15 protein-coding genes and 2 riboswitches are annotated in these 16,796 nt (G+C 66.2%); of the genes, 14 read left to right on the top strand and 1 reads right to left on the bottom strand.

Features of this window, described 5'->3' with window-relative positions; genetic code table 11:
- Positions 1–10: 10 nt before the first annotated feature.
- The 8 genes from WA070_RS01145 (at position 11) to cobJ (ending at position 11,000) form a co-directional block, all read left to right on the top strand.
- The gene (locus WA070_RS01145; RefSeq protein ID WP_422632391.1) at positions 11–1,345 is read left to right on the top strand and encodes a glycoside hydrolase family 1 protein; all 1,335 of its coding nucleotides are present in this window, start codon (positions 11–13) and stop codon (positions 1,343–1,345) included.
- 145 nt (positions 1,346–1,490) lie between these two features.
- Positions 1,491–1,725: riboswitch (cobalamin riboswitch) on the top strand.
- Positions 1,726–1,903: 178 nt separating this feature from the next.
- Positions 1,904–2,947: a HoxN/HupN/NixA family nickel/cobalt transporter gene (locus tag WA070_RS01140; RefSeq protein WP_422632390.1), complete on the top strand. Its 1,044-nt coding sequence runs from the start codon at positions 1,904–1,906 to the stop codon at positions 2,945–2,947.
- 86 nt (positions 2,948–3,033) lie between these two features.
- Positions 3,034–3,263: riboswitch (cobalamin riboswitch) on the top strand.
- A gap of 178 nt (positions 3,264–3,441) precedes the next feature.
- Positions 3,442–4,479: a cobalamin biosynthesis protein CobW gene (cobW, locus tag WA070_RS01135; protein ID WP_422632389.1), complete on the top strand. Its 1,038-nt coding sequence runs from the start codon at positions 3,442–3,444 to the stop codon at positions 4,477–4,479.
- A gap of 9 nt (positions 4,480–4,488) precedes the next feature.
- Positions 4,489–7,752 (top strand): cobaltochelatase subunit CobN, encoded by a 3,264-nt coding sequence (gene cobN / locus WA070_RS01130; RefSeq protein ID WP_422632388.1) that lies wholly within the window; start codon positions 4,489–4,491, stop codon positions 7,750–7,752.
- Positions 7,749–8,879: a cobalamin biosynthesis protein CobG gene (locus WA070_RS01125; RefSeq protein ID WP_422632387.1), complete on the top strand. Its 1,131-nt coding sequence runs from the start codon at positions 7,749–7,751 to the stop codon at positions 8,877–8,879. Before cobN ends, WA070_RS01125 begins: the two co-directional genes overlap by 4 nt.
- On the top strand, positions 8,879–9,508 hold the full coding sequence (locus WA070_RS01120; RefSeq protein ID WP_422632386.1) for a precorrin-8X methylmutase: 630 nt from the start codon (positions 8,879–8,881) through the stop codon (positions 9,506–9,508). The genes WA070_RS01125 and WA070_RS01120 overlap by 1 nt, the downstream gene beginning before the upstream one ends.
- Complete coding sequence (gene cobI / locus WA070_RS01115; protein ID WP_422632385.1) at positions 9,505–10,242, top strand: precorrin-2 C(20)-methyltransferase; 738 nt, start codon at positions 9,505–9,507, stop codon at positions 10,240–10,242. The genes WA070_RS01120 and cobI overlap by 4 nt, the downstream gene beginning before the upstream one ends.
- On the top strand, positions 10,239–11,000 hold the full coding sequence (gene cobJ / locus WA070_RS01110) for a precorrin-3B C(17)-methyltransferase (RefSeq protein WP_422632384.1): 762 nt from the start codon (positions 10,239–10,241) through the stop codon (positions 10,998–11,000). The genes cobI and cobJ overlap by 4 nt, the downstream gene beginning before the upstream one ends.
- Here the strand turns inward: cobJ and WA070_RS01105 are convergent.
- The gene (locus WA070_RS01105) at positions 10,964–11,725 is read right to left on the bottom strand and encodes a cobalt-precorrin-6A reductase (RefSeq protein WP_422632383.1); all 762 of its coding nucleotides are present in this window, start codon (positions 11,723–11,725) and stop codon (positions 10,964–10,966) included. The two genes, cobJ and WA070_RS01105, sit on opposite strands and share 37 nt — an antisense overlap.
- Between WA070_RS01105 and cbiE the strand changes: the two genes are divergently transcribed.
- Genes cbiE through cobO form a run of 6 tightly spaced genes read left to right on the top strand, consistent with a single transcriptional unit; the run spans position 11,724 to position 16,772 of the window.
- On the top strand, positions 11,724–12,932 hold the full coding sequence (cbiE, locus tag WA070_RS01100) for a precorrin-6y C5,15-methyltransferase (decarboxylating) subunit CbiE (RefSeq protein ID WP_422632382.1): 1,209 nt from the start codon (positions 11,724–11,726) through the stop codon (positions 12,930–12,932). The two genes, WA070_RS01105 and cbiE, sit on opposite strands and share 2 nt — an antisense overlap.
- Complete coding sequence (locus WA070_RS01095) at positions 12,929–13,306, top strand: cobalamin biosynthesis protein (RefSeq protein ID WP_422632381.1); 378 nt, start codon at positions 12,929–12,931, stop codon at positions 13,304–13,306. Before cbiE ends, WA070_RS01095 begins: the two co-directional genes overlap by 4 nt.
- Positions 13,303–14,088 carry a precorrin-4 C(11)-methyltransferase gene (gene cobM, locus WA070_RS01090; protein ID WP_422632380.1) on the top strand — a complete coding sequence of 262 codons (786 nt, stop codon included), beginning with the start codon at positions 13,303–13,305 and terminating at the stop codon, positions 14,086–14,088. The genes WA070_RS01095 and cobM overlap by 4 nt, the downstream gene beginning before the upstream one ends.
- The gene (locus WA070_RS01085) at positions 14,085–15,398 is read left to right on the top strand and encodes a cobyrinate a,c-diamide synthase (protein ID WP_422632379.1); all 1,314 of its coding nucleotides are present in this window, start codon (positions 14,085–14,087) and stop codon (positions 15,396–15,398) included. The genes cobM and WA070_RS01085 overlap by 4 nt, the downstream gene beginning before the upstream one ends.
- Positions 15,395–16,162: a precorrin-6A synthase (deacetylating) gene (gene cobF, locus WA070_RS01080; protein ID WP_422632378.1), complete on the top strand. Its 768-nt coding sequence runs from the start codon at positions 15,395–15,397 to the stop codon at positions 16,160–16,162. Before WA070_RS01085 ends, cobF begins: the two co-directional genes overlap by 4 nt.
- Positions 16,152–16,772 (top strand): cob(I)yrinic acid a,c-diamide adenosyltransferase, encoded by a 621-nt coding sequence (gene cobO, locus WA070_RS01075; protein ID WP_422632377.1) that lies wholly within the window; start codon positions 16,152–16,154, stop codon positions 16,770–16,772. Before cobF ends, cobO begins: the two co-directional genes overlap by 11 nt.
- Positions 16,773–16,796: the final 24 nt, after the last annotated feature.

Here is a 16,796-nt window from a genome sequence, read left to right as displayed (position 1 = left end):
GGAGCAACGGATGCCGGACACGCGTTCTTCGTTCCCTGTCAAACGGCGGGAGCTTCTTATCGCCAGCGCCGCAGCGGGGTTAGCACACGCGCCGACCGCCACTGCGGCCACAGGAAAGAAGGAGCGGTTCCCTTCCGGCTTCCTGTGGGGCGTGGCGACCGCCGGGCATCAGGTCGAAGGCAACAACCTGTCCAGCGACACATGGGTGATCGAGCATGTATCACCCACGTCCTTCACAGAACCGTCCGGCGATGCCTGCGACACCCTGCATCGCTGGCCATTGGACATGGACATCGTCCGCGATCTGCACCTCAACACCTATCGCTTCTCGATCGAATGGGCGCGCATAGAGCCGGAGCCTGGCCAGTTTTCTCTGGCCATGCTCGATCATTATAAGGCGATGATCGAAGGCTGTCGGCGGCGCGGATTGCATCCTGTCGTCACCTTCAGCCACTTCACCTGTCCACGCTGGTTCGCGATGCAGGGCGGATGGACGAACCCGCAAGCACCCGCATTGTTCGCGCGTTATTGTGACAAGGCAGCGCGACACCTTGCTCAGGGCATCCACAGCGTCGTCACGCTCAATGAGCCTAATCTCATGTCACTGCTGCGCTACAAACTGCCGACCCAGGCATTCGCCCGCAATGAAGCGATCATGGCGGCGGCTGCGCACGCCACCGGGTCCGACCATTTCGTCGCCCAGTTTATCGAGACATCAGCACAGACCGATGCGATGCTGCCCATTATGATCGCGGCGCATCGTGAAGCGCGCAAGGCGATCAAGGCCGTCCGCAGTGATCTTCCGATCGGGTTCAGCCTGGCGATGGAAGACGACCAGCCCTACGGCATGGACAGCCGGATCGCCGACAAGCGCGCACGATGCTATGATGCATGGCTTCGCGAAGCGCGATCCAATGATTTTGTGGGCGTCCAGAATTACGAACGCGCGCGCATCGATAATAAGGGGCAGATGAAACCGCCTGCGGACGCGCCGTTAAGCACGCGCGGGGCCGAAATCTATCCGGCATCGCTGGCTGGCGCGGTACGTTATGCCTGGCAGGTCGCAGGCGTCCCGATCCTCGTCACCGAACATGGCATCGGGACGTCGGACGACAGGCAACGCGCTGCCTTGATCCCCGAAGCCCTGCGCCACCTTAAAGGTGCGATGGGTGAGGGTATTCCGGTTATTGGTTACATCCACTGGTCCCTGCTGGACAATTTCGAATGGATATTCGGATATGAGCCCAAATTCGGCTTAGTGGCGGTCGATCGTTCTACGTTCAAACGATCGCCAAAGGATTCGGCATTGATATTAGCCCGAATTGCTCGTGCAAACGGCCTTTAGAGACGCGCCTGATTTCAATTATTTGCGCAGCAATCGACGGCATTCTCGCAAATCTCGCCGTGCGCGCTGACGGCCGGCGCTGAACGACGGCTTGGCATGGCGTTCTTGTTCCATTATCCCTCTTCTCGGATGCCAGCGATGTTGGCTTCCGACTGATCGCGCCGGTGCCCCGAAAGGGGCTTAATCGGGAATGCGGTGCGGGAATCTTTCCCAAATCCGTGGCTGTCCCTGCAACTGTAAGCGGATAGCGCGATGCACACCGGCCTCCTTTCAAGGGAGGTCAGCCACTGGGCCGCACGCACAATCATGCGAGGTCTGGGAAGGCGTGCATCAAGCTGTGACCCGCGAGCCAGGAGACCTGCCGGCGTCTGGTCGCTCTTGCCTTGGCCCAGGGGATGGCCGTGGCACGGTATACTCCGTCTGAGCGACGAACGAGCGGCCGGGGCCGCATCGGATACGTGCGTCGGTCGCTCTTGGCGTCCGGCCGCCGCGCGTGCCGACCGTTCATGTCCTGAACGGCACGCCCCCGCCCTGTCGCACGACGCCGGGGGACGAACTATGACCGAAACTTTATCCGTACGACAGCCGCTCAAAATCCGTATCACCTGGCTGCTGGGCGCTCTTATCGCCGCCAATGTCGCGGCCTGGGCCTGGGCGGTGACGCTGTTTCATGACCAGCCATTGATGCTTGGCACGGCGCTGCTCGCCTGGGGGCTGGGGCTGCGCCATGCGGTGGATGCCGACCATATCGCGGCGATCGACAATGTAACGCGCAAGCTGATGCAGGATGGTCAGCGTCCGATCACCGTCGGCTTCTGGTTCGCGATCGGCCATTCGGGGATCATCACCATCGCCGCCGTAGCGATCGCCCTGACGGCCAGCGCGCTGTCGCAATTCGACTCCTTCAAGCAGGTCGGCGGCGTGGTTGCGACCGGCGTGTCGGCGCTGTTCCTGTTTACCATCGCGGCGATGAACCTCATCATCCTCCAATCGGTGTGGAAGACGTTCGCCCATGTCCGTGCGGGGGGCACTTATGTCGAGGAGGATCTGGACCTGTTGCTGGGCAATCGCGGGCTGCTCGCGCGATTGTTCCGGCCGGTTTTCCGACTGATCAGTCGTAGCTGGCACATGGCCCCGCTCGGCTTCCTGTTCGGGCTTGGCTTCGATACCGCTACAGAAGTCGCCATCCTTGGCCTCTCTGCGTCTCAGGCCGCCGATGGCCTGTCGATCGGGACAGTGCTGGTATTTCCAGCACTATTCGCGGCGGGCATGGCGCTGATCGACACGGTCGATGGCGTCGTGATGCTGGGCGCCTATGAATGGGCCTTCGTAAAGCCGATCCGCAAGCTCTACTACAACATCACCATCACCCTGATTTCAGCGCTGGTCGCCATCGGCATCGGCGGGATCGAGGCGATGGCGCTGATCGGCGACAAGCTGGGCTTCACCGGCGCGCCCTGGCGGATCGCGGCGGAACTGGGGGAGAATTTCAACAGCCTGGGCTTTGCCATCATCGGTCTGTTCGTGCTGTGCTGGATCGTCAGTTTCGCCATCTATCGCTGGAAACGCTTTGACGAGATCGAGGTGACGGTCAGCGCCTGACAGGAACGTGATTGCCATCGACAAGGGTGATTGGCTTCACGCATCGTTTCGGTTATGGCGGCCATCGAAGGAAGGGTCTTGGCCATTCCTTCGATGATCGCGCCGGTGCCTCGCAAGAGGCTTAATCGGGAATGTGGTGCGGGAGGTTTCTCCCAAATCCACGGCTGTCCCTGCAACTGTAAGCGGATAGCGCGATGCACATGCTCCTTTTTCGAAAGGGGCAGCCACTGGACAAGCGCAGCTGCGTCAGTCTGGGAAGGCGTGCATCAAGCTGTGACCCGTGAGCCAGGAGACCTGCCGGCGCTTGGTCGCTCTTGCCTTGGTCCAGGGGATGGTCATGGCACGGTAACTCTCCGTCTGAGCGACGAACTTGTGCGGCTGGGGCCGCATCGGTGCGTGGTAACGGACGCATAGTCGCGCCCGCCCGTCGTCGCGCATCGACCGGCATGTGCCGGCACGCCCCGCCATTCGTCGTTCGGCGCGCGGGGATGTTCATGTCCGACCTGTCCAAGGTGCCCGTCACCATCATCACCGGTTTTCTGGGCGCGGGGAAAACCACGCTCATCAGCCATCTGATCCGCCATGCCGGTGGCCGTCGTCTGGCCGTGGTGGTCAATGAATTTGGAACGCTGGGCGTGGATGGCGATATCCTAAAATCCTGCGCGATTCCCGATTGCCCGGCCGACAATATCGTCGAACTGGCTAATGGCTGCATCTGCTGCACCGTGGCCGACGACTTCATTCCCACGGTTGAAAGACTGCTCGCGCTCGACCCGCGTCCCGACCATATCCTGATCGAGACGTCGGGTCTGGCGCTACCCAAGCCTTTGCTCAAGGCGTTCGACTGGCCAGCGATCCGCAGCCGGATCACTGTGGACGGCGTGCTGGCGCTGTCGGACGCGGAGGCGGTCGCGGCAGGGCGATTCACTCCCGATCTCGCCGCCATCGACGCGCAGCGCGCTGCCGATCCCAGTGTCGATCATGAAACGCCGCTATCCGAAGTGTTCGAGGACCAACTGGCCTGCGCCGACATGGTGCTGCTGACCAAATGCGATCTGGCCGGGGCGGACGGCATTGCCGCCGCGCGGGCCGTGATCGCAGCCGAAGCGCGCCGCCCGGTGCCGGTGATCGAACTGGTCGATGGCGTGGTCGATCCGCGCCTGATCCTGGGGCTGGACGCCGCAGCGGAAGACGACATCGCCGCTCGCCCGTCGCATCATGATGGTGAGGAGGATCATGAACATGACGACTTTGACAGTCTGGTCATCGTACTGGGTGAGATCGCCGATCCAGCCGACCTTGTTGCCCGGATAGAGGTGCTGGCCCGCGACCATCGCATCCTGCGGGTCAAGGGCTATGCCGTCGTCGCAGGCAAGCCGATGCGACTGCTCGTCCAGGCGGTGGGTGCGCGGGTGCGCCACCATTATGACAGGCCGTGGCGAGCCGGGGAGGCGCGCGCCACCTCGCTGGTCGTCATTGCCGAACGGGCCGATATTGATCCGGGTGCTATTCGCGCGGTGTTGCTGGGCTGAGCGGCCACCATGCATATCATCTTTCGTGAAACGCACGGGCTGGAGGAAAGCGCCGTGCCGCAGGATATGGGGCAGAGTGCCGCAGACCTTGTGGTGCTGTCTTTTTCGGATAGCGATCTGGGCGCGTTCGCCGCTGCCTGGCGTCAGGCGGGGGATAGGGGCGTGGCCGTGCCGTCCCTGCGGCTCGCCAATCTGGCCGCGCTCACCCATCCGCTGTCTGTCGATACCTATGTCGAACGCACCCTGCGTCAAGCGAAGGGGATATTGATCCGCCTGATCGGTGGCACATCCTATTGGAGTTACGGCCTGCAACAGGTCGAGGCATTGGCGCGATCCAACGGTATTGCATTGGCGGTGCTGCCCGCTGACGGGCGGGCGGATCAGCGATTGGACGCGGCATCCACCTTGCCCGCATCGCTCCTGCGCGAACTGGCAGGCCATTGCGACAGGGGTGGGGTGTCGGCGGCACGGGCTGCGCTTGGGATGCTGGCCAGCGCGACGGGCTTGGACAATAGTTTTGGATCGGACGATGTGCCGCTGCCGATGATGGGCGGCTGGCAGCCTGACGCAGGGGTAGTCGATCCCGCAGCTATCGCACGAAACCCCGACCGTCCGCTCGTTATGATCGTCTTCTACCGATCCTACCTGACCGCGCATGATCTCGATCCCTTCGTGAAGCTGCATGAGGCGCTTGTCCGCCAAGGCTTCGATGCGCTGTCGATCTTCGTGCCATCGCTCAAGGCGCCCGAAGCTCGGGATCAGGTGGCGCGGTGGATCGACGACCTTGGCCCGGCCGCCATCATCAACGCGACGGCCTTTTCTGCGCGGGGGGAGGGGGGCAACACCCCGCTCGATGGGGCAGGGGTGCCGGTGTTTCAGATCGCGCTCGGGACATCGCGGCGGGAGGATTGGCAGGCAGCGTCGCGTGGTCTGTCGCCCGCCGACCTAGCCATGCATGTGGTGCTGCCGGAGGTGGACGGGCGGATTTTCGCTGGTGTCGCCAGCTTCAAGCAGGCGCGGGAGAGGGATGCCGCGCTCCAATTTTCCCTGAATGAGCACCACGGCTTTTGCAATCGGATCGACGCCATTGCCACTCGGGTGGCGGCGTGGGTGGGGCTTGCCCGCAAGCCTGCCAGCGCCCGGAAAGTGGCGTTGCTGCTGTCCACTTATCCGGGCAAAGCCTGGCAGATGGCCCATGCCGTCGGGCTGGACGCGATGGCTTCGGCTGAGGCGATATTGGGCGATCTGGCTGACGCTGGATATAGGTGTGATGGTATTCAGATACCTGTAACGTCAGTGGGACAGGCTTGGCTGGACTGGCCGCTGGAGGATTATCGCGCGGCGCTGGCCACCCTGCCGGAAAAGCTGCGCACCGATCTGGCGCAGACGTGGGGGGCGCCGCAGGATGATCCGGCGGTACGCGATGGCGCGTTTCGCTTTGCGGCCATTGCGATGGGCCATATTCTCGTCGCGCTTCAGCCCGAGCGCGGCAGGGCGGTGGATCGGGACGCGGACTATCACGATCTGTCGCGCTGCCCGCGCCATGCCTATGTCGCCTTCTATCTGTGGCTGCGGGCAAAGGGGATGGACGCGATCGTTCATATTGGCGCGCATGGGACGCTGGAATGGTTGCCGGGCAAGTCGGTCGCGCTGTCGGACGATTGCTGGCCCGAAGCGCTGATCGGCGACACGCCGGTCATCTATCCCTTCATCGTCAACGATCCGGGCGAAGCCGCGCAGGCGAAGCGGCGCATCGCCGCCGTCACCATCGGCCATGTTCCGCCACCGCTGTCGCAAACGGCCAGCGGTGCCGGATTGCATGGGCTGGAAGCGTTGCTGGATGAATTTTCCAACGCCGACGGGCTGGACCCGGCACGCCGCGACCGGCTCCAGAGCGCGATCCGTGACGAAGCGCGGGCGCTGGGGCTTGAGGCCGAACTGGGTTTGGATAGCGCGCTTTCGCTGGCCGAAGCGATTACCCGGATTGATCGCTTCGTGTGCGATATCAAGGAAAGCCAGTTTGGCGACGGCCTGCATGTCTTTGGCCGGGGCGACCATGGCGCGGGCGAGCGGGCGGGCCTGCTGGCGGCGCTCGATGGACGACGCGTAGCCCCCGGACCGTCCGGTTCCCCCTATCGCGGGCGCGCCGATGTGCTGCCCACCGGTCGCAATCTTTACGCCATCGATCCCCGCGCCGTCCCTTCCCGCGCCGCCTATGCGCAGGGCGTTCGGCTGGCGGAGGAACTGGTGCGGCGGCACTTGCAGGAGCAGGGCGATTATCCGCGTGGATTGGTGGTCGATCTGTGGGGATCGGCGACGATGCGCACGGCGGGGGAGGAGTTCGCCATGGCGCTGCACCTGCTGGGTGCCAAGCCGCTATGGGACATGACGTCGGAGCGAGTGACGGGGGTCGAAATCCTGCCGCTGGCGATGCTGGATCGTCCGCGCATCGACGTGACTTTGCGCGTGTCCGGCCTGTTCCGCGATGCCTTTCCGACGCTGCCGATCCTGTTCGGGCAGGCGGTGCGCGCGTTGTGCGGACGGGACGAGCCGACCGACTGGAATCCCTTCGCGGGGCAGGACGTTGCGCCGCGCGTCTATGGTCCGCAGCCCGGCGCCTATGGCCTTGGCATGGGCGACGCGGGGGAGGTTTATACCCATGAAGCGCGCGTTGCGGCGGGCGAGGCATGGCTGGCAGCGTCCGATCATGCGCTCGATGCGCCTGATGCAGTGCATGATCCGGCGGGGCTTCGTTTGCGGATCGCGGGGGCGGACGCTTTTGTCCACTTGCAGGATTTGCCGGAAACCGACCTGCTGCTGGCCGCCGATTATGCCGCGCATGAAGCAGGCTTTGCCGCCGCCAAGGCGCGGGTCGGAGGCGTGGCGGCGCTCTATCATCTCGACAATCGCGATCCCGCGCGTGCCGTGGCGCGCACGCTGACGGAGGAGATCGCCCGCGTCGTGCGCGCCCGCGCCGCGCATCCCGGTTGGGTCGCGGGCATGATGCGGCACGGCTTTCGCGGCGCGGCGGAACTGGCCGCGACGCTGGATCATCTGGGTGCTTTTGCCCATCTGTCCGGCACGGTGCCGCCCCACCTGTTCGACCTTTATCATGACGCGACGCTGGGGCGGGGGGACGTGCGCGCGTTTCTGGCAGAGGCCAATCCGCAAGCGCTGGCGGCGATGGAGGCGCGCTTTGCCGCGCTGCATGCTGCCGGATTGTGGACCACGCGTCGCAATTCGATCCTCGCCAGTCTGGGGGACGCGGCATGAGCGATGGCGTCGTCAAAGGCTGGTGCCCCGATGCCTGGCGTCCGATGATGGCGGGCGACGGGCTGCTGGTGCGAGTCAAGCCCCGGCTCGGTCGCCTGACGCGCGATCAGGCGTTGGGGCTGGCGGACGCTGCGATCCTGTATGGCAATGGCCAGATCGACATGACGCGCCGCGCCAATCTGCAACTGCGTGGCGTGACGGAAGGCGGCTGGTCGCTGTTGCTGGCGCGGTTGCTGGCGCTTGATCTGGTGGATGAGGATGCGGCGCGCGAACGGGCGCGCAACATCATGGTCTCGCCGGTCTGGCAGCAGGATGACGATAATTGCCGCATCGCCGGTACGTTGGAGGCCCGGCTGGGCGAACTATCCGCCACATTGCCCGGCAAGATCGGCTTCGTCATCGACGCTGGTGCGGCACCGATGTTGCGCGACCAGCCCGGCGATTTTCGGATCGAGCGGAGCGAGGCGGGCGGGCTGATGCTGCGTGCTGATGGCCGATCGTGCGGCGTGGCGATCGGGCGCGGCGAGGAAGTGGACGCGCTGATCGCGCTGGCCCGATGGTTTGTGGATAGTGGTGGCGTGGTTGTGGGACGCATGGCGAGGCATGACGCGCCGCTGCCTGATTGGGCGATAGGTTCGCTTCAAACGGCCCCGGACGGGCATTTGCTTGCCAAGTGGGGGGCTGAGCGGCGCTATGGTTTGGCGTTCGGTCGCATCGAAGCGGCATTGCTGGCTAGGCTCGCGGCGATGCTGCCGGAAGGCGCAGGAATCCGCATAACACCATGGCGCATGTTGCTGATGGAAGTGCCGGTCCATCTTGAAGACGATAGCCTGCTGACGGACCTGAATGATCCGCTGCTGCGTGTCGATGCCTGTCCCGCTATGCCAGCCTGTCCGCAGGCCACGGTCGAGACGCGCGATCTGGCGCGGCGGATCGCGCCGCACGTCACCGGCGGCCTGCATGTGTCGGGATGCGCCAAAGGGTGCGCCCGGTCCCAACCCGCCGCCGTCACCCTGACGGGCCGCGATGGCCTGTACGACCTCGCCCTCGATGCGCGCGCCGGTGCGCCGCCTGTTCGTCCCGCGCTCGACCGCGCCGGGGTTCTCGCCCATTTTGGAGCCGCCTGATGCCTCATATCTATGAACGTAATGGCGCGGCCATCTATCGCCAGTCCTTCGCGACGATCCGGGCCGAAGCCGATCTTGCGCGCTTCACCGCCGACGAAGAGCCAGTGGCGGTGCGAATGATCCATGCGGCGGGGCTGGTGGAGTTGGCGGCCGATATCCGTTTCTCGCCCGGTTTCGTGGCCGTCGCCCGCGCCGCGCTTGGCGCTGGCGCACCTTTGCTGTGCGACGCGCGGATGGTGTCGGTGGGGATTACGCGGGTGCGCCTGCCCGCTGCGAACCCGATCATCTGCACGCTGAACGATCCGCAGGTGCCGGACATGGCGCGGGCGATGGACAACACTCGGTCCGCCGCTGCGCTGGAACTATGGCGGCCGCATCTGTCCGGTGCGGTGGTGGCGATCGGCAATGCGCCCACGGCCCTGTTTCACCTGCTCAACATGCTGGAAGACCCTGATTGCCCGCGCCCGGCGGCGATCATCGGTTGTCCGGTGGGCTTTGTCGGCGCGCGCGAGTCCAAGGATGCGCTGTGGGCTGTGCAGCCCGTCCCCTGCTGCATCGTTGAGGGGCGGCTGGGTGGCAGCGCGATCACGGTCGCGGCGATCAACGCGCTGGCGAGCCGCGCGGAATGACCGATGCTTTGCTTCCCGGAACCGTCCATGGCGTCGGTCTTGGCCCCGGTGCGCCTGATCTGCTCAGCGTGCGCGCCGACCGGCTGGTGCGCGGGGCGCGCCATGTCGCCTATTTCCGTAAGGCCGGACGGCCCGGACAGGCGCGGCGCATTGCCGACGGGATGCTGCGCCCCGATGCCATAGAGATTGCGATGGAATATCCGGTCACGACCGAAATTCCGCTGTCCGATCCGGGCTATAACGCCTGCCTGTCCGCCTTCTACGCCGACTGTACCGCGCGCCTTTCTGCGCTGGCGCAGGCGGGCGAAGATGTCGTCGTCCTGTGCGAAGGCGATCCCTTTTTCTACGGCTCCTTCATGCATCTGCACAGCCGCCTGTCGGGCGTCGTGCCGGTGGCGGTTGTGCCGGGGATCACCGGCATGGCGGGCGCATGGAACGCGACGGGCGTGCCGATCACATGGGGGGACGACGTCCTGACCATCGCCATGGCCACGTTGCCGGAAGAGGAACTGACGCGGCGCATCCGTGATACCGATGCGCTGGTGGTGATGAAGATCGGGCGCAACCTGCCCAAGCTGCGCCGCGCAGTGGCGGCCGCCGGGCGGGAGGATGCCGCCTGGCTGGTCGAACATGCCGCCATGCCGGGACAGCGCGTGACCCGGCTGGCCGATGCGGAGAGCGTGACGCCCTATTTCTCGATCCTGCTGATTCATGGTCAGGGGAGGCGGCCATGAGCGGATGGCTGGCGATCGCCGGATTGGGGCCGGGGGACGAGCGGCTTGTCACGCCGGAAGTCACCGCCGCACTGGCGGAGGCGAGTGATGTCGTGGGCTATATCCCCTATGTCGCGCGTATTGCGCCGCGCGCCGGGCTGACGTTGCACGCGAGTGACAATCGGGTGGAGCTGGATCGGGCAGTTCATGCGCTGGACATGGCGGCGCAGGGGCGGAGAGTGGTCGTGGCCTCGTCGGGCGATCCGGGCGTGTTCGCCATGGCGGCGGCGGTGTTTGAGGCGCTGGAAGCGGGGCCACTTGGCTGGCGTGATCTCGACATCCGGGTGTTGCCGGGGATCACGGCGATGCTGGCGGCAAGCGCGCGGGCGGGTGCGCCGCTGGGCCATGATTTTTGCGCCATCAACCTGTCGGATAATCTCAAACCCTGGGCGCTGATCGAAAAGCGGCTGCGGCTGGCGGTGGAGGCGGATTTCGCCATGGCCTTCTATAATCCCCGGTCGAAGGCACGGCCGCAGGGGTTCGCGCACGCGCTGGACCTGTTGCGCGCGCTGTGCGGGGACGATCGCCCGATCCTGTTCGCGCGTGCTGTATCGACGCCGCAGGAGCAGTTGCAGATCGTTACGCTGGGCGAGGCGACGCCCGACATGGCCGACATGCGGACCATGGTGATATTGGGGTCCAGCCGCACGCGCATGATCGCGCGGACGGCGGGGCCGATCCTCTACACGCCGCGATCGGCGACGGAGGGGGCGGCATGATCGAGCCAGTGCATCACGTCGTCGGGCGCGTGGAGTTCGGTGCGCGCGGGCAGGGCGGGGCGGTCGATCATCAGCACCGGCAGGTTGAGTTGGCGGGCGGCGATGATCTTGGCCTGCGCGCCCGTGCCGCCTGCATTTTTGGTGACCACAAGGTCTATGGCGTGGGCCTGCATCAATTCACGGTCGCCTTCGAGCGCAAACGGCCCGCGATCGACGATCAGGCTGTGGTGGGGGAGCCGGGGCGGTTCAGAAGGCGCGTCGACGAAACGCAGCAGATAGTGATGCTGCGGCTGGGCGGCAAAGGCATCCACATGCATCCGCCCCAGCGCCAGCATGACGCGGCGCGGCGGACCGGCCAGCGCTGCGACCGCGCCTGCGATGTCGGGCACATGGGTCCAGCGATCGCCTTCTTCAGCGCGCCACGCCGGGCGCGTCAGGGTGACATGCGCGACGCCCGTCAGGCGCGCGGCCTCGACCGCATGGGCGCTCATCGTCGCGGCAAAGGGGTGGGTGGCGTCGATCAGATGGGTGACGCGATGGCCAAGCAGATAATCGACCAGCCCGGCCACGCCTCCAAAGCCACCGACGCGCACGGCAATGGGCTGGCTCATCGGCTTGTCCGTGCGCCCGGCATAGCTGAGCGTCGCCGCGATACCCTGATCCGCCAGCAAGCGGGCCAGCGCGCTCGCTTGCGATGTGCCGCCCAGCAGCAGGATGTTGTGCATGGCTGACACTGGTTCATGGCCCTGGTTGACGATCGTCGGGATCGGCGAAGACGGGCCGGATGGCCTGTCCGCCGACAGTCGCGCGGCACTGGCGCGGGCGCAACTGGTCATGGGGTCGGCCCGCCACCTGTCCCTGCTTGGCCCGCTTAATGGCCCTGCGATCGAATGGCCAGTGCCGTTCGCGGACGGGATCGCGCAGCTTTTGGCGCAACGCGGACGGCGCGTGGTGATGCTGGCGTCGGGCGACCCCTTCTGGTTCGGTGCGGGGACGAGCGTTACGCGGTTGCTGGCGCCGGGCGAGTGGGTGGCGCATCCCGCGCCGTCCACCTTCACGCTCGCGGCGGCGCGACTGGGCTGGCCGCTTCAGGATATCGCCTGCCTTGGCTTGCACGCCGCGCCAGTGGGGCGGCTGCGCCCGCATCTGGCGCGGGGTCGCCGCATAGTGGTGCTGATGCGGGACGGGCAGACGGTCGGCGCACTGGCCCGCTATCTCACCGCCCATGGTTTCGGGGCGTCGGCCCTGCATGTGCTGGAGGCGCTGGGCGGGCCGCGCGAACGGCGGCGCACCCTGTCGGCGGACGGTTTCGATCTTGCCGATGTCCAGCACCCCGTCGCGGTCGGCATCGACGTGGCGGGCGACGGCTATGCCCTGCCATCGACCAGCGGGTTGCCCGACGAGCTGTTCGATCATGATGGGCAGATCACCAAGCGCCCGATCCGCGCGCTGACCCTGTCCGCACTCGCGCCGCGTCCGGGCGAATATTTGTGGGACATTGGGGCGGGATCAGGGTCGATCGGCATCGAATGGCTGCTGGCGCATCCGGCCAACCGGGCCTGCGCGATCGAGGCCGATCCGGGCCGCGCGGCCCGCGCACGGACCAATGCCGTCGCACTGGGCGTGGACAGGCTCGACATACGCACTGGCGCAGCGCCTGATGCCTTGCCCGATGGCCCTTCGCCCGATGTCGTGTTCGTCGGGGGTGGGCTGTCCGAAGCCTTGTTGCAGCGTCTTTGGGCGCGTTTGCCAGCAGGCACGCGGCTGGTCGCCAATGCCGTCACGCTCGAATCCGAAGCCTTGCTGGCGCACTGGCAGGGCGTGCGCGGCGGTAGCCTGCTGCGCATCGAACTGGCCGATTGCGCGCCGCTGGGCGACCGGCGCGGATGGCGGTCGCGCTTTCCGGTCGTGCAATGGAGCGTCACGCTATGATCGTGGCGGGCTTTGGCTTTCGTGGCGGCGCGGATCTGGATGCGTTGCGCAGGCTGTTCGATCTGGCGCAACGCGGACAGCCGCGCATCACGCATCTGGCCACGCCGCAGGATAAGATCGCGGCGCTGAGGCCGCTGGCCGACGCATTGGGATTGCCGCTGTCAGCCATCGCGCCTGCCGCGATGGTCGCCGCCCCGACGCACACATGCTCGCCCGCCAGCCTGAAGGCGCGGGGCGTCGGCAGTGTGGCGGAAGCCTGCGCGCTAGCCGCTGCCACGCTGTCTGGTCGCCCACCACCGCGCCTGCTCTTGTCACGCCAGATTTCACCCGATCGTATGGCGACCTGCGCCATCGCCCAAGGATATCCCCAATGACCGTCCATTTCATCGGTGCCGGACCCGGCGCGCCAGACCTGCTCACCCTGCGCGGACGCGACCTGATCGCGGCCAGTCCGGTGTGCCTCTACGCCGGGTCGCTGATCCCGTCCGAAGTGCTGGCGCATTGCCCACCGGGCGCGCGGATCGTCAATACCGCGCCCATGGATCTGGACGCGATCATGGCGGCAATCGCCACTGCTCATGCAGCGGGGCAGGACGTCGCGCGGCTCCATTCGGGCGATCTGTCGGTCTGGTCGGCGATGGGCGAGCAACTGCGCCGCCTGCGCGCGATGGACATCCCCTTCACCATCACGCCGGGCGTCCCGGCCTTCGCCGCTGCCGCCGCTGCGCTGGAGGCCGAACTGACGCTACCCGTGCTGACCCAATCTGTCGTGCTGACCCGCACGCCGGGGCGCGCCAGCACCATGCCGCCCGCCGAAAGCCTGACCCATTTCGCCCGCACGCAGGCGACGCTGGCCATTCATCTGTCGATCCACAATCTGGCGCAGGTGGTGGCCGATCTGATGCCTGACTATGGCGCGGATTGCCCTGTCGCGGTGGTGTGGCGCGCCAGCTGGCCCGACCAGCGCATCGTCCGTGGCACTCTCGCGACGATCGAGGATGGAGTGGCGGGGAGCATGGAACGCACCGCGCTCATATTGGTAGGCCGGGTGCTGGGCGCGCCGGATTTCAGCGAGAGCAGCCTTTATGCGCCGGGTTATGATCGCCGGTTCCGCCCCAGCGATGCCACCTCGCGCTTTGCGGAGCCGGGCGCATGACCACGCCGGGCCTGATGATCGCTGCGCCTGCGTCCGGCACGGGCAAGACCACGGTGATGCTGGGGCTGCTGCGTGCGCTGACGCAGGATGGCGTTGCGGTGCAGCCGTTCAAAAGCGGGCCGGACTATATCGACCCGGCCTTTCACCGCGCTGCCAGCGGGCGCGCCTCGTTCAACCTCGACAGCTGGGCGATGGACGGCGGCCTGATCGACGCCATCGTGCGGGAGGGCGCAGGCGCGGACATGGTGATCGCCGAAGGGTCGATGGGCCTGTATGATGGCGTGGCCAGCCGGGGGGCGACCGGCAATGGCGCGAGCGCCGACATTGCACGCCGCATGGGCTGGCCAGTCATATTGGTGATCGACGTGTCGGGGCAGGCGCAGTCGGCCGCCGCCACTGCGCTGGGTTTCCGACAACTCGACCCGGACGTGCCTTTCGCCGGCGTCATCCTGAACCGTGTCGCCAGCCCGCGTCACGAACGGCTGGTGCGGCGGGGGCTGGAGAGCGTCGGCATCCCGGTGCTGGGCGCGCTGCCCCGGCGGGGCGACATGGTCCTGCCCGAACGGCATCTGGGGCTGGTGCAGGCGATGGAGCATCCCGATCTGGATCGCGCGATTGCCGATTATGCGACGTTCCTGCGCGATCATGCCGATCTGCCTGCGATCCGTCGCGCGGCGGCGCGTGGCGAGGTGGCGGATCATCACGCAGGCAAACTGCCGCCGCCACCCGCCCAGCGGATCGCCATCGCGCGCGACGCGGCCTTTTCATTCCTCTACCCGCATCTGCTGGAGGGATGGGCGCGGGCCGGGGCGCAGATATTGCCCTTCTCCCCACTGGCCGACGAAGCGCCCGCCGCCGACGCGGATCTGGTCTGGTTGCCGGGGGGCTATCCCGAACTCCACGCTGGCAGGATCGCCAGTGCGCAGACGTTTCTCGACGGTCTGCGCCACCATGCGCAATCCCGCCCCGTCCATGGCGAATGTGGCGGCTATATGGTGCTGGGCGATGCGCTGATCGACAAGGCGGGTCAGCATCATGCGATGGCGGGTCTGCTAGGCCTCGTCACCAGTCATGCGCAGCGGCGGATGCATCTGGGCTATCGCCATGCGCAGTTGCTGGCGCCCATCGCAGCGCTGGACGCCGGGACGCGACTGCGGGGCCATGAATTTCACTATTCGACCATCGTGGCGCAGACCGACGCGCCGCTGGCCCATGTCACCGATGCGGATGGTGTGCCGGTGGCAGAGACCGGCTCCCATCGCGGGCCTATAACGGGCAGCTTCTTTCACATGATCGCGCCTGCGTCATGATCGACCTGGCGCTCATCGGCATCGGCACGGGCAATGTCGATCATCTGACGGCGCAGGCGGCGAGGGCGATGAACCACGCCGACCTCATCCTGCTGCCGCGCAAGGGCGACGCCAAATCCGACCTCATCGACCTGCGCCGCGCGCTATGCGGCCAAGTGCTGACCGTGCCCGTGCGGGTGGTGGAGTTCGACCTGCCGGTGCGGGATGCCGGGGACACCGATTATCTGGGCGCGGTGCAGGACTGGCACGCCGCCATCGCTGAGCTATGGCGGGCGCAGATCGCCGTGCATCTGCCGGACGGGGGCAGCGTGGCGCTGCTCATCTGGGGCGACCCGTCACTCTATGACAGCAGCCTGCGGATCGCCGATCGGCTGGCGCAGGCGGGGATGGATGTCGCCGTGCGCGTCATTCCCGGCATCACCAGCATACAGGCGCTGACCGCCGCCCATGCGATCCCGCTCAACCGGCTGGGGGGACCGGTCGTCATCACCACGGGCCGGATGCTGCGCGCGCATGGATGGCCGCCGGGCGCGGATACGGTCGTCGTCATGCTCGACGGCGGTTGCGCCTTCGACACGCTGCCGCCCGATCGCATCAGCATCTGGTGGGGTGCCTATCTGGGCATGGCGCAGGAAGCCTTGATCCATGGTCCGTTGGCCGATGTCGCACCCCGCATCGCTGCGGAACGCGCAGCGCTGCGCGCGCGGCACGGCTGGATCATGGACGTCTATCTCATGCGAAAGGACCAAAGCGATGCAGGCTGACGACAGTCAGAGCGCCCACGAAGCGCGCCACACCGAAAAAATGCGCAAGAAACAGGCGGCGCAGGCCAGGATCATGGCGAACAAGACGCAGGAAAAGGGGCTGCTGATCGTCCACACCGGTAAGGGGAAAGGCAAGACCAGCGCCGCGCTGGGCATGGTCGTGCGAGCGATCGGCCATGGGATGAAGGTCGGCGTGGTCCAGTTCGTCAAGGGCGCGATGACCACTGGTGAAAAGGCCGTGTTCGACGCCTTCCCCGACAATGTCGAGTTCAGGCAGATGGGTGAGGGCTTCACCTGGGACACGCAGGATCGCGCCCGCGATATCGCGGCGGCGCGGACAGCATGGGACGAAGTGCGGCGGATGATCGCCGATCCGGCCTATCATATGGTGCTGGCCGACGAGCTGAACATCGTGCTGCGTTACGACTATCTGCCGCTGGACGAGGTGCTGGCGGTGCTGCGCGCGCGCGACCCGATGAAGCATGTCATCGTGACCGGCCGCAATGCGCCAGACGCCCTGATCGATACCGCCGATCTCGTCACCGACATGACGATGGTCAAGCATCCCTTCCGTTCTGGCGTGAAGGCGCAGGCGGGAATCGAGTTTTGATCGCAATACCCACATCAAAGGACG

This window comes from Sphingobium sp. (assembly GCF_049304695.1).
Classification (GTDB): Bacteria; Pseudomonadota; Alphaproteobacteria; order Sphingomonadales; family Sphingomonadaceae; genus Sphingobium.
Note: the sequence above shows the minus strand (reverse complement) of the source record. Positions and strands in the feature narration are given on the sequence as shown.

Excerpts from the sequence above, each read along its gene's own strand:
- WA070_RS01095 (WP_422632381.1), top strand. The coding sequence starts at position 12,929 with ATGATCGTGGCGGGCTTTGGCTTTCGTGGCGGCGCGGATCTGGATGCG.
- WA070_RS01120 (WP_422632386.1), top strand. The coding sequence starts at position 8,879 with ATGCCTCATATCTATGAACGTAATGGCGCGGCCATCTATCGCCAGTCC.
- cobF (WP_422632378.1), top strand. The coding sequence starts at position 15,395 with ATGATCGACCTGGCGCTCATCGGCATCGGCACGGGCAATGTCGATCAT.
- cobM (WP_422632380.1), top strand. The coding sequence starts at position 13,303 with ATGACCGTCCATTTCATCGGTGCCGGACCCGGCGCGCCAGACCTGCTC.
- WA070_RS01145 (WP_422632391.1), top strand. The coding sequence starts at position 11 with ATGCCGGACACGCGTTCTTCGTTCCCTGTCAAACGGCGGGAGCTTCTT.
- cobN (WP_422632388.1), top strand. The coding sequence starts at position 4,489 with ATGCATATCATCTTTCGTGAAACGCACGGGCTGGAGGAAAGCGCCGTG.
- cobI (WP_422632385.1), top strand. The coding sequence starts at position 9,505 with ATGACCGATGCTTTGCTTCCCGGAACCGTCCATGGCGTCGGTCTTGGC.
- cbiE (WP_422632382.1), top strand. The coding sequence starts at position 11,724 with ATGGCTGACACTGGTTCATGGCCCTGGTTGACGATCGTCGGGATCGGC.
- cobW (WP_422632389.1), top strand. The coding sequence starts at position 3,442 with ATGTCCGACCTGTCCAAGGTGCCCGTCACCATCATCACCGGTTTTCTG.
- WA070_RS01125 (WP_422632387.1), top strand. The coding sequence starts at position 7,749 with ATGAGCGATGGCGTCGTCAAAGGCTGGTGCCCCGATGCCTGGCGTCCG.
- cobJ (WP_422632384.1), top strand. The coding sequence starts at position 10,239 with ATGAGCGGATGGCTGGCGATCGCCGGATTGGGGCCGGGGGACGAGCGG.
- WA070_RS01105 (WP_422632383.1), bottom strand. The coding sequence starts at position 11,725 with ATGCACAACATCCTGCTGCTGGGCGGCACATCGCAAGCGAGCGCGCTG.
- cobO (WP_422632377.1), top strand. The coding sequence starts at position 16,152 with ATGCAGGCTGACGACAGTCAGAGCGCCCACGAAGCGCGCCACACCGAA.
- WA070_RS01085 (WP_422632379.1), top strand. The coding sequence starts at position 14,085 with ATGACCACGCCGGGCCTGATGATCGCTGCGCCTGCGTCCGGCACGGGC.
- WA070_RS01140 (WP_422632390.1), top strand. The coding sequence starts at position 1,904 with ATGACCGAAACTTTATCCGTACGACAGCCGCTCAAAATCCGTATCACC.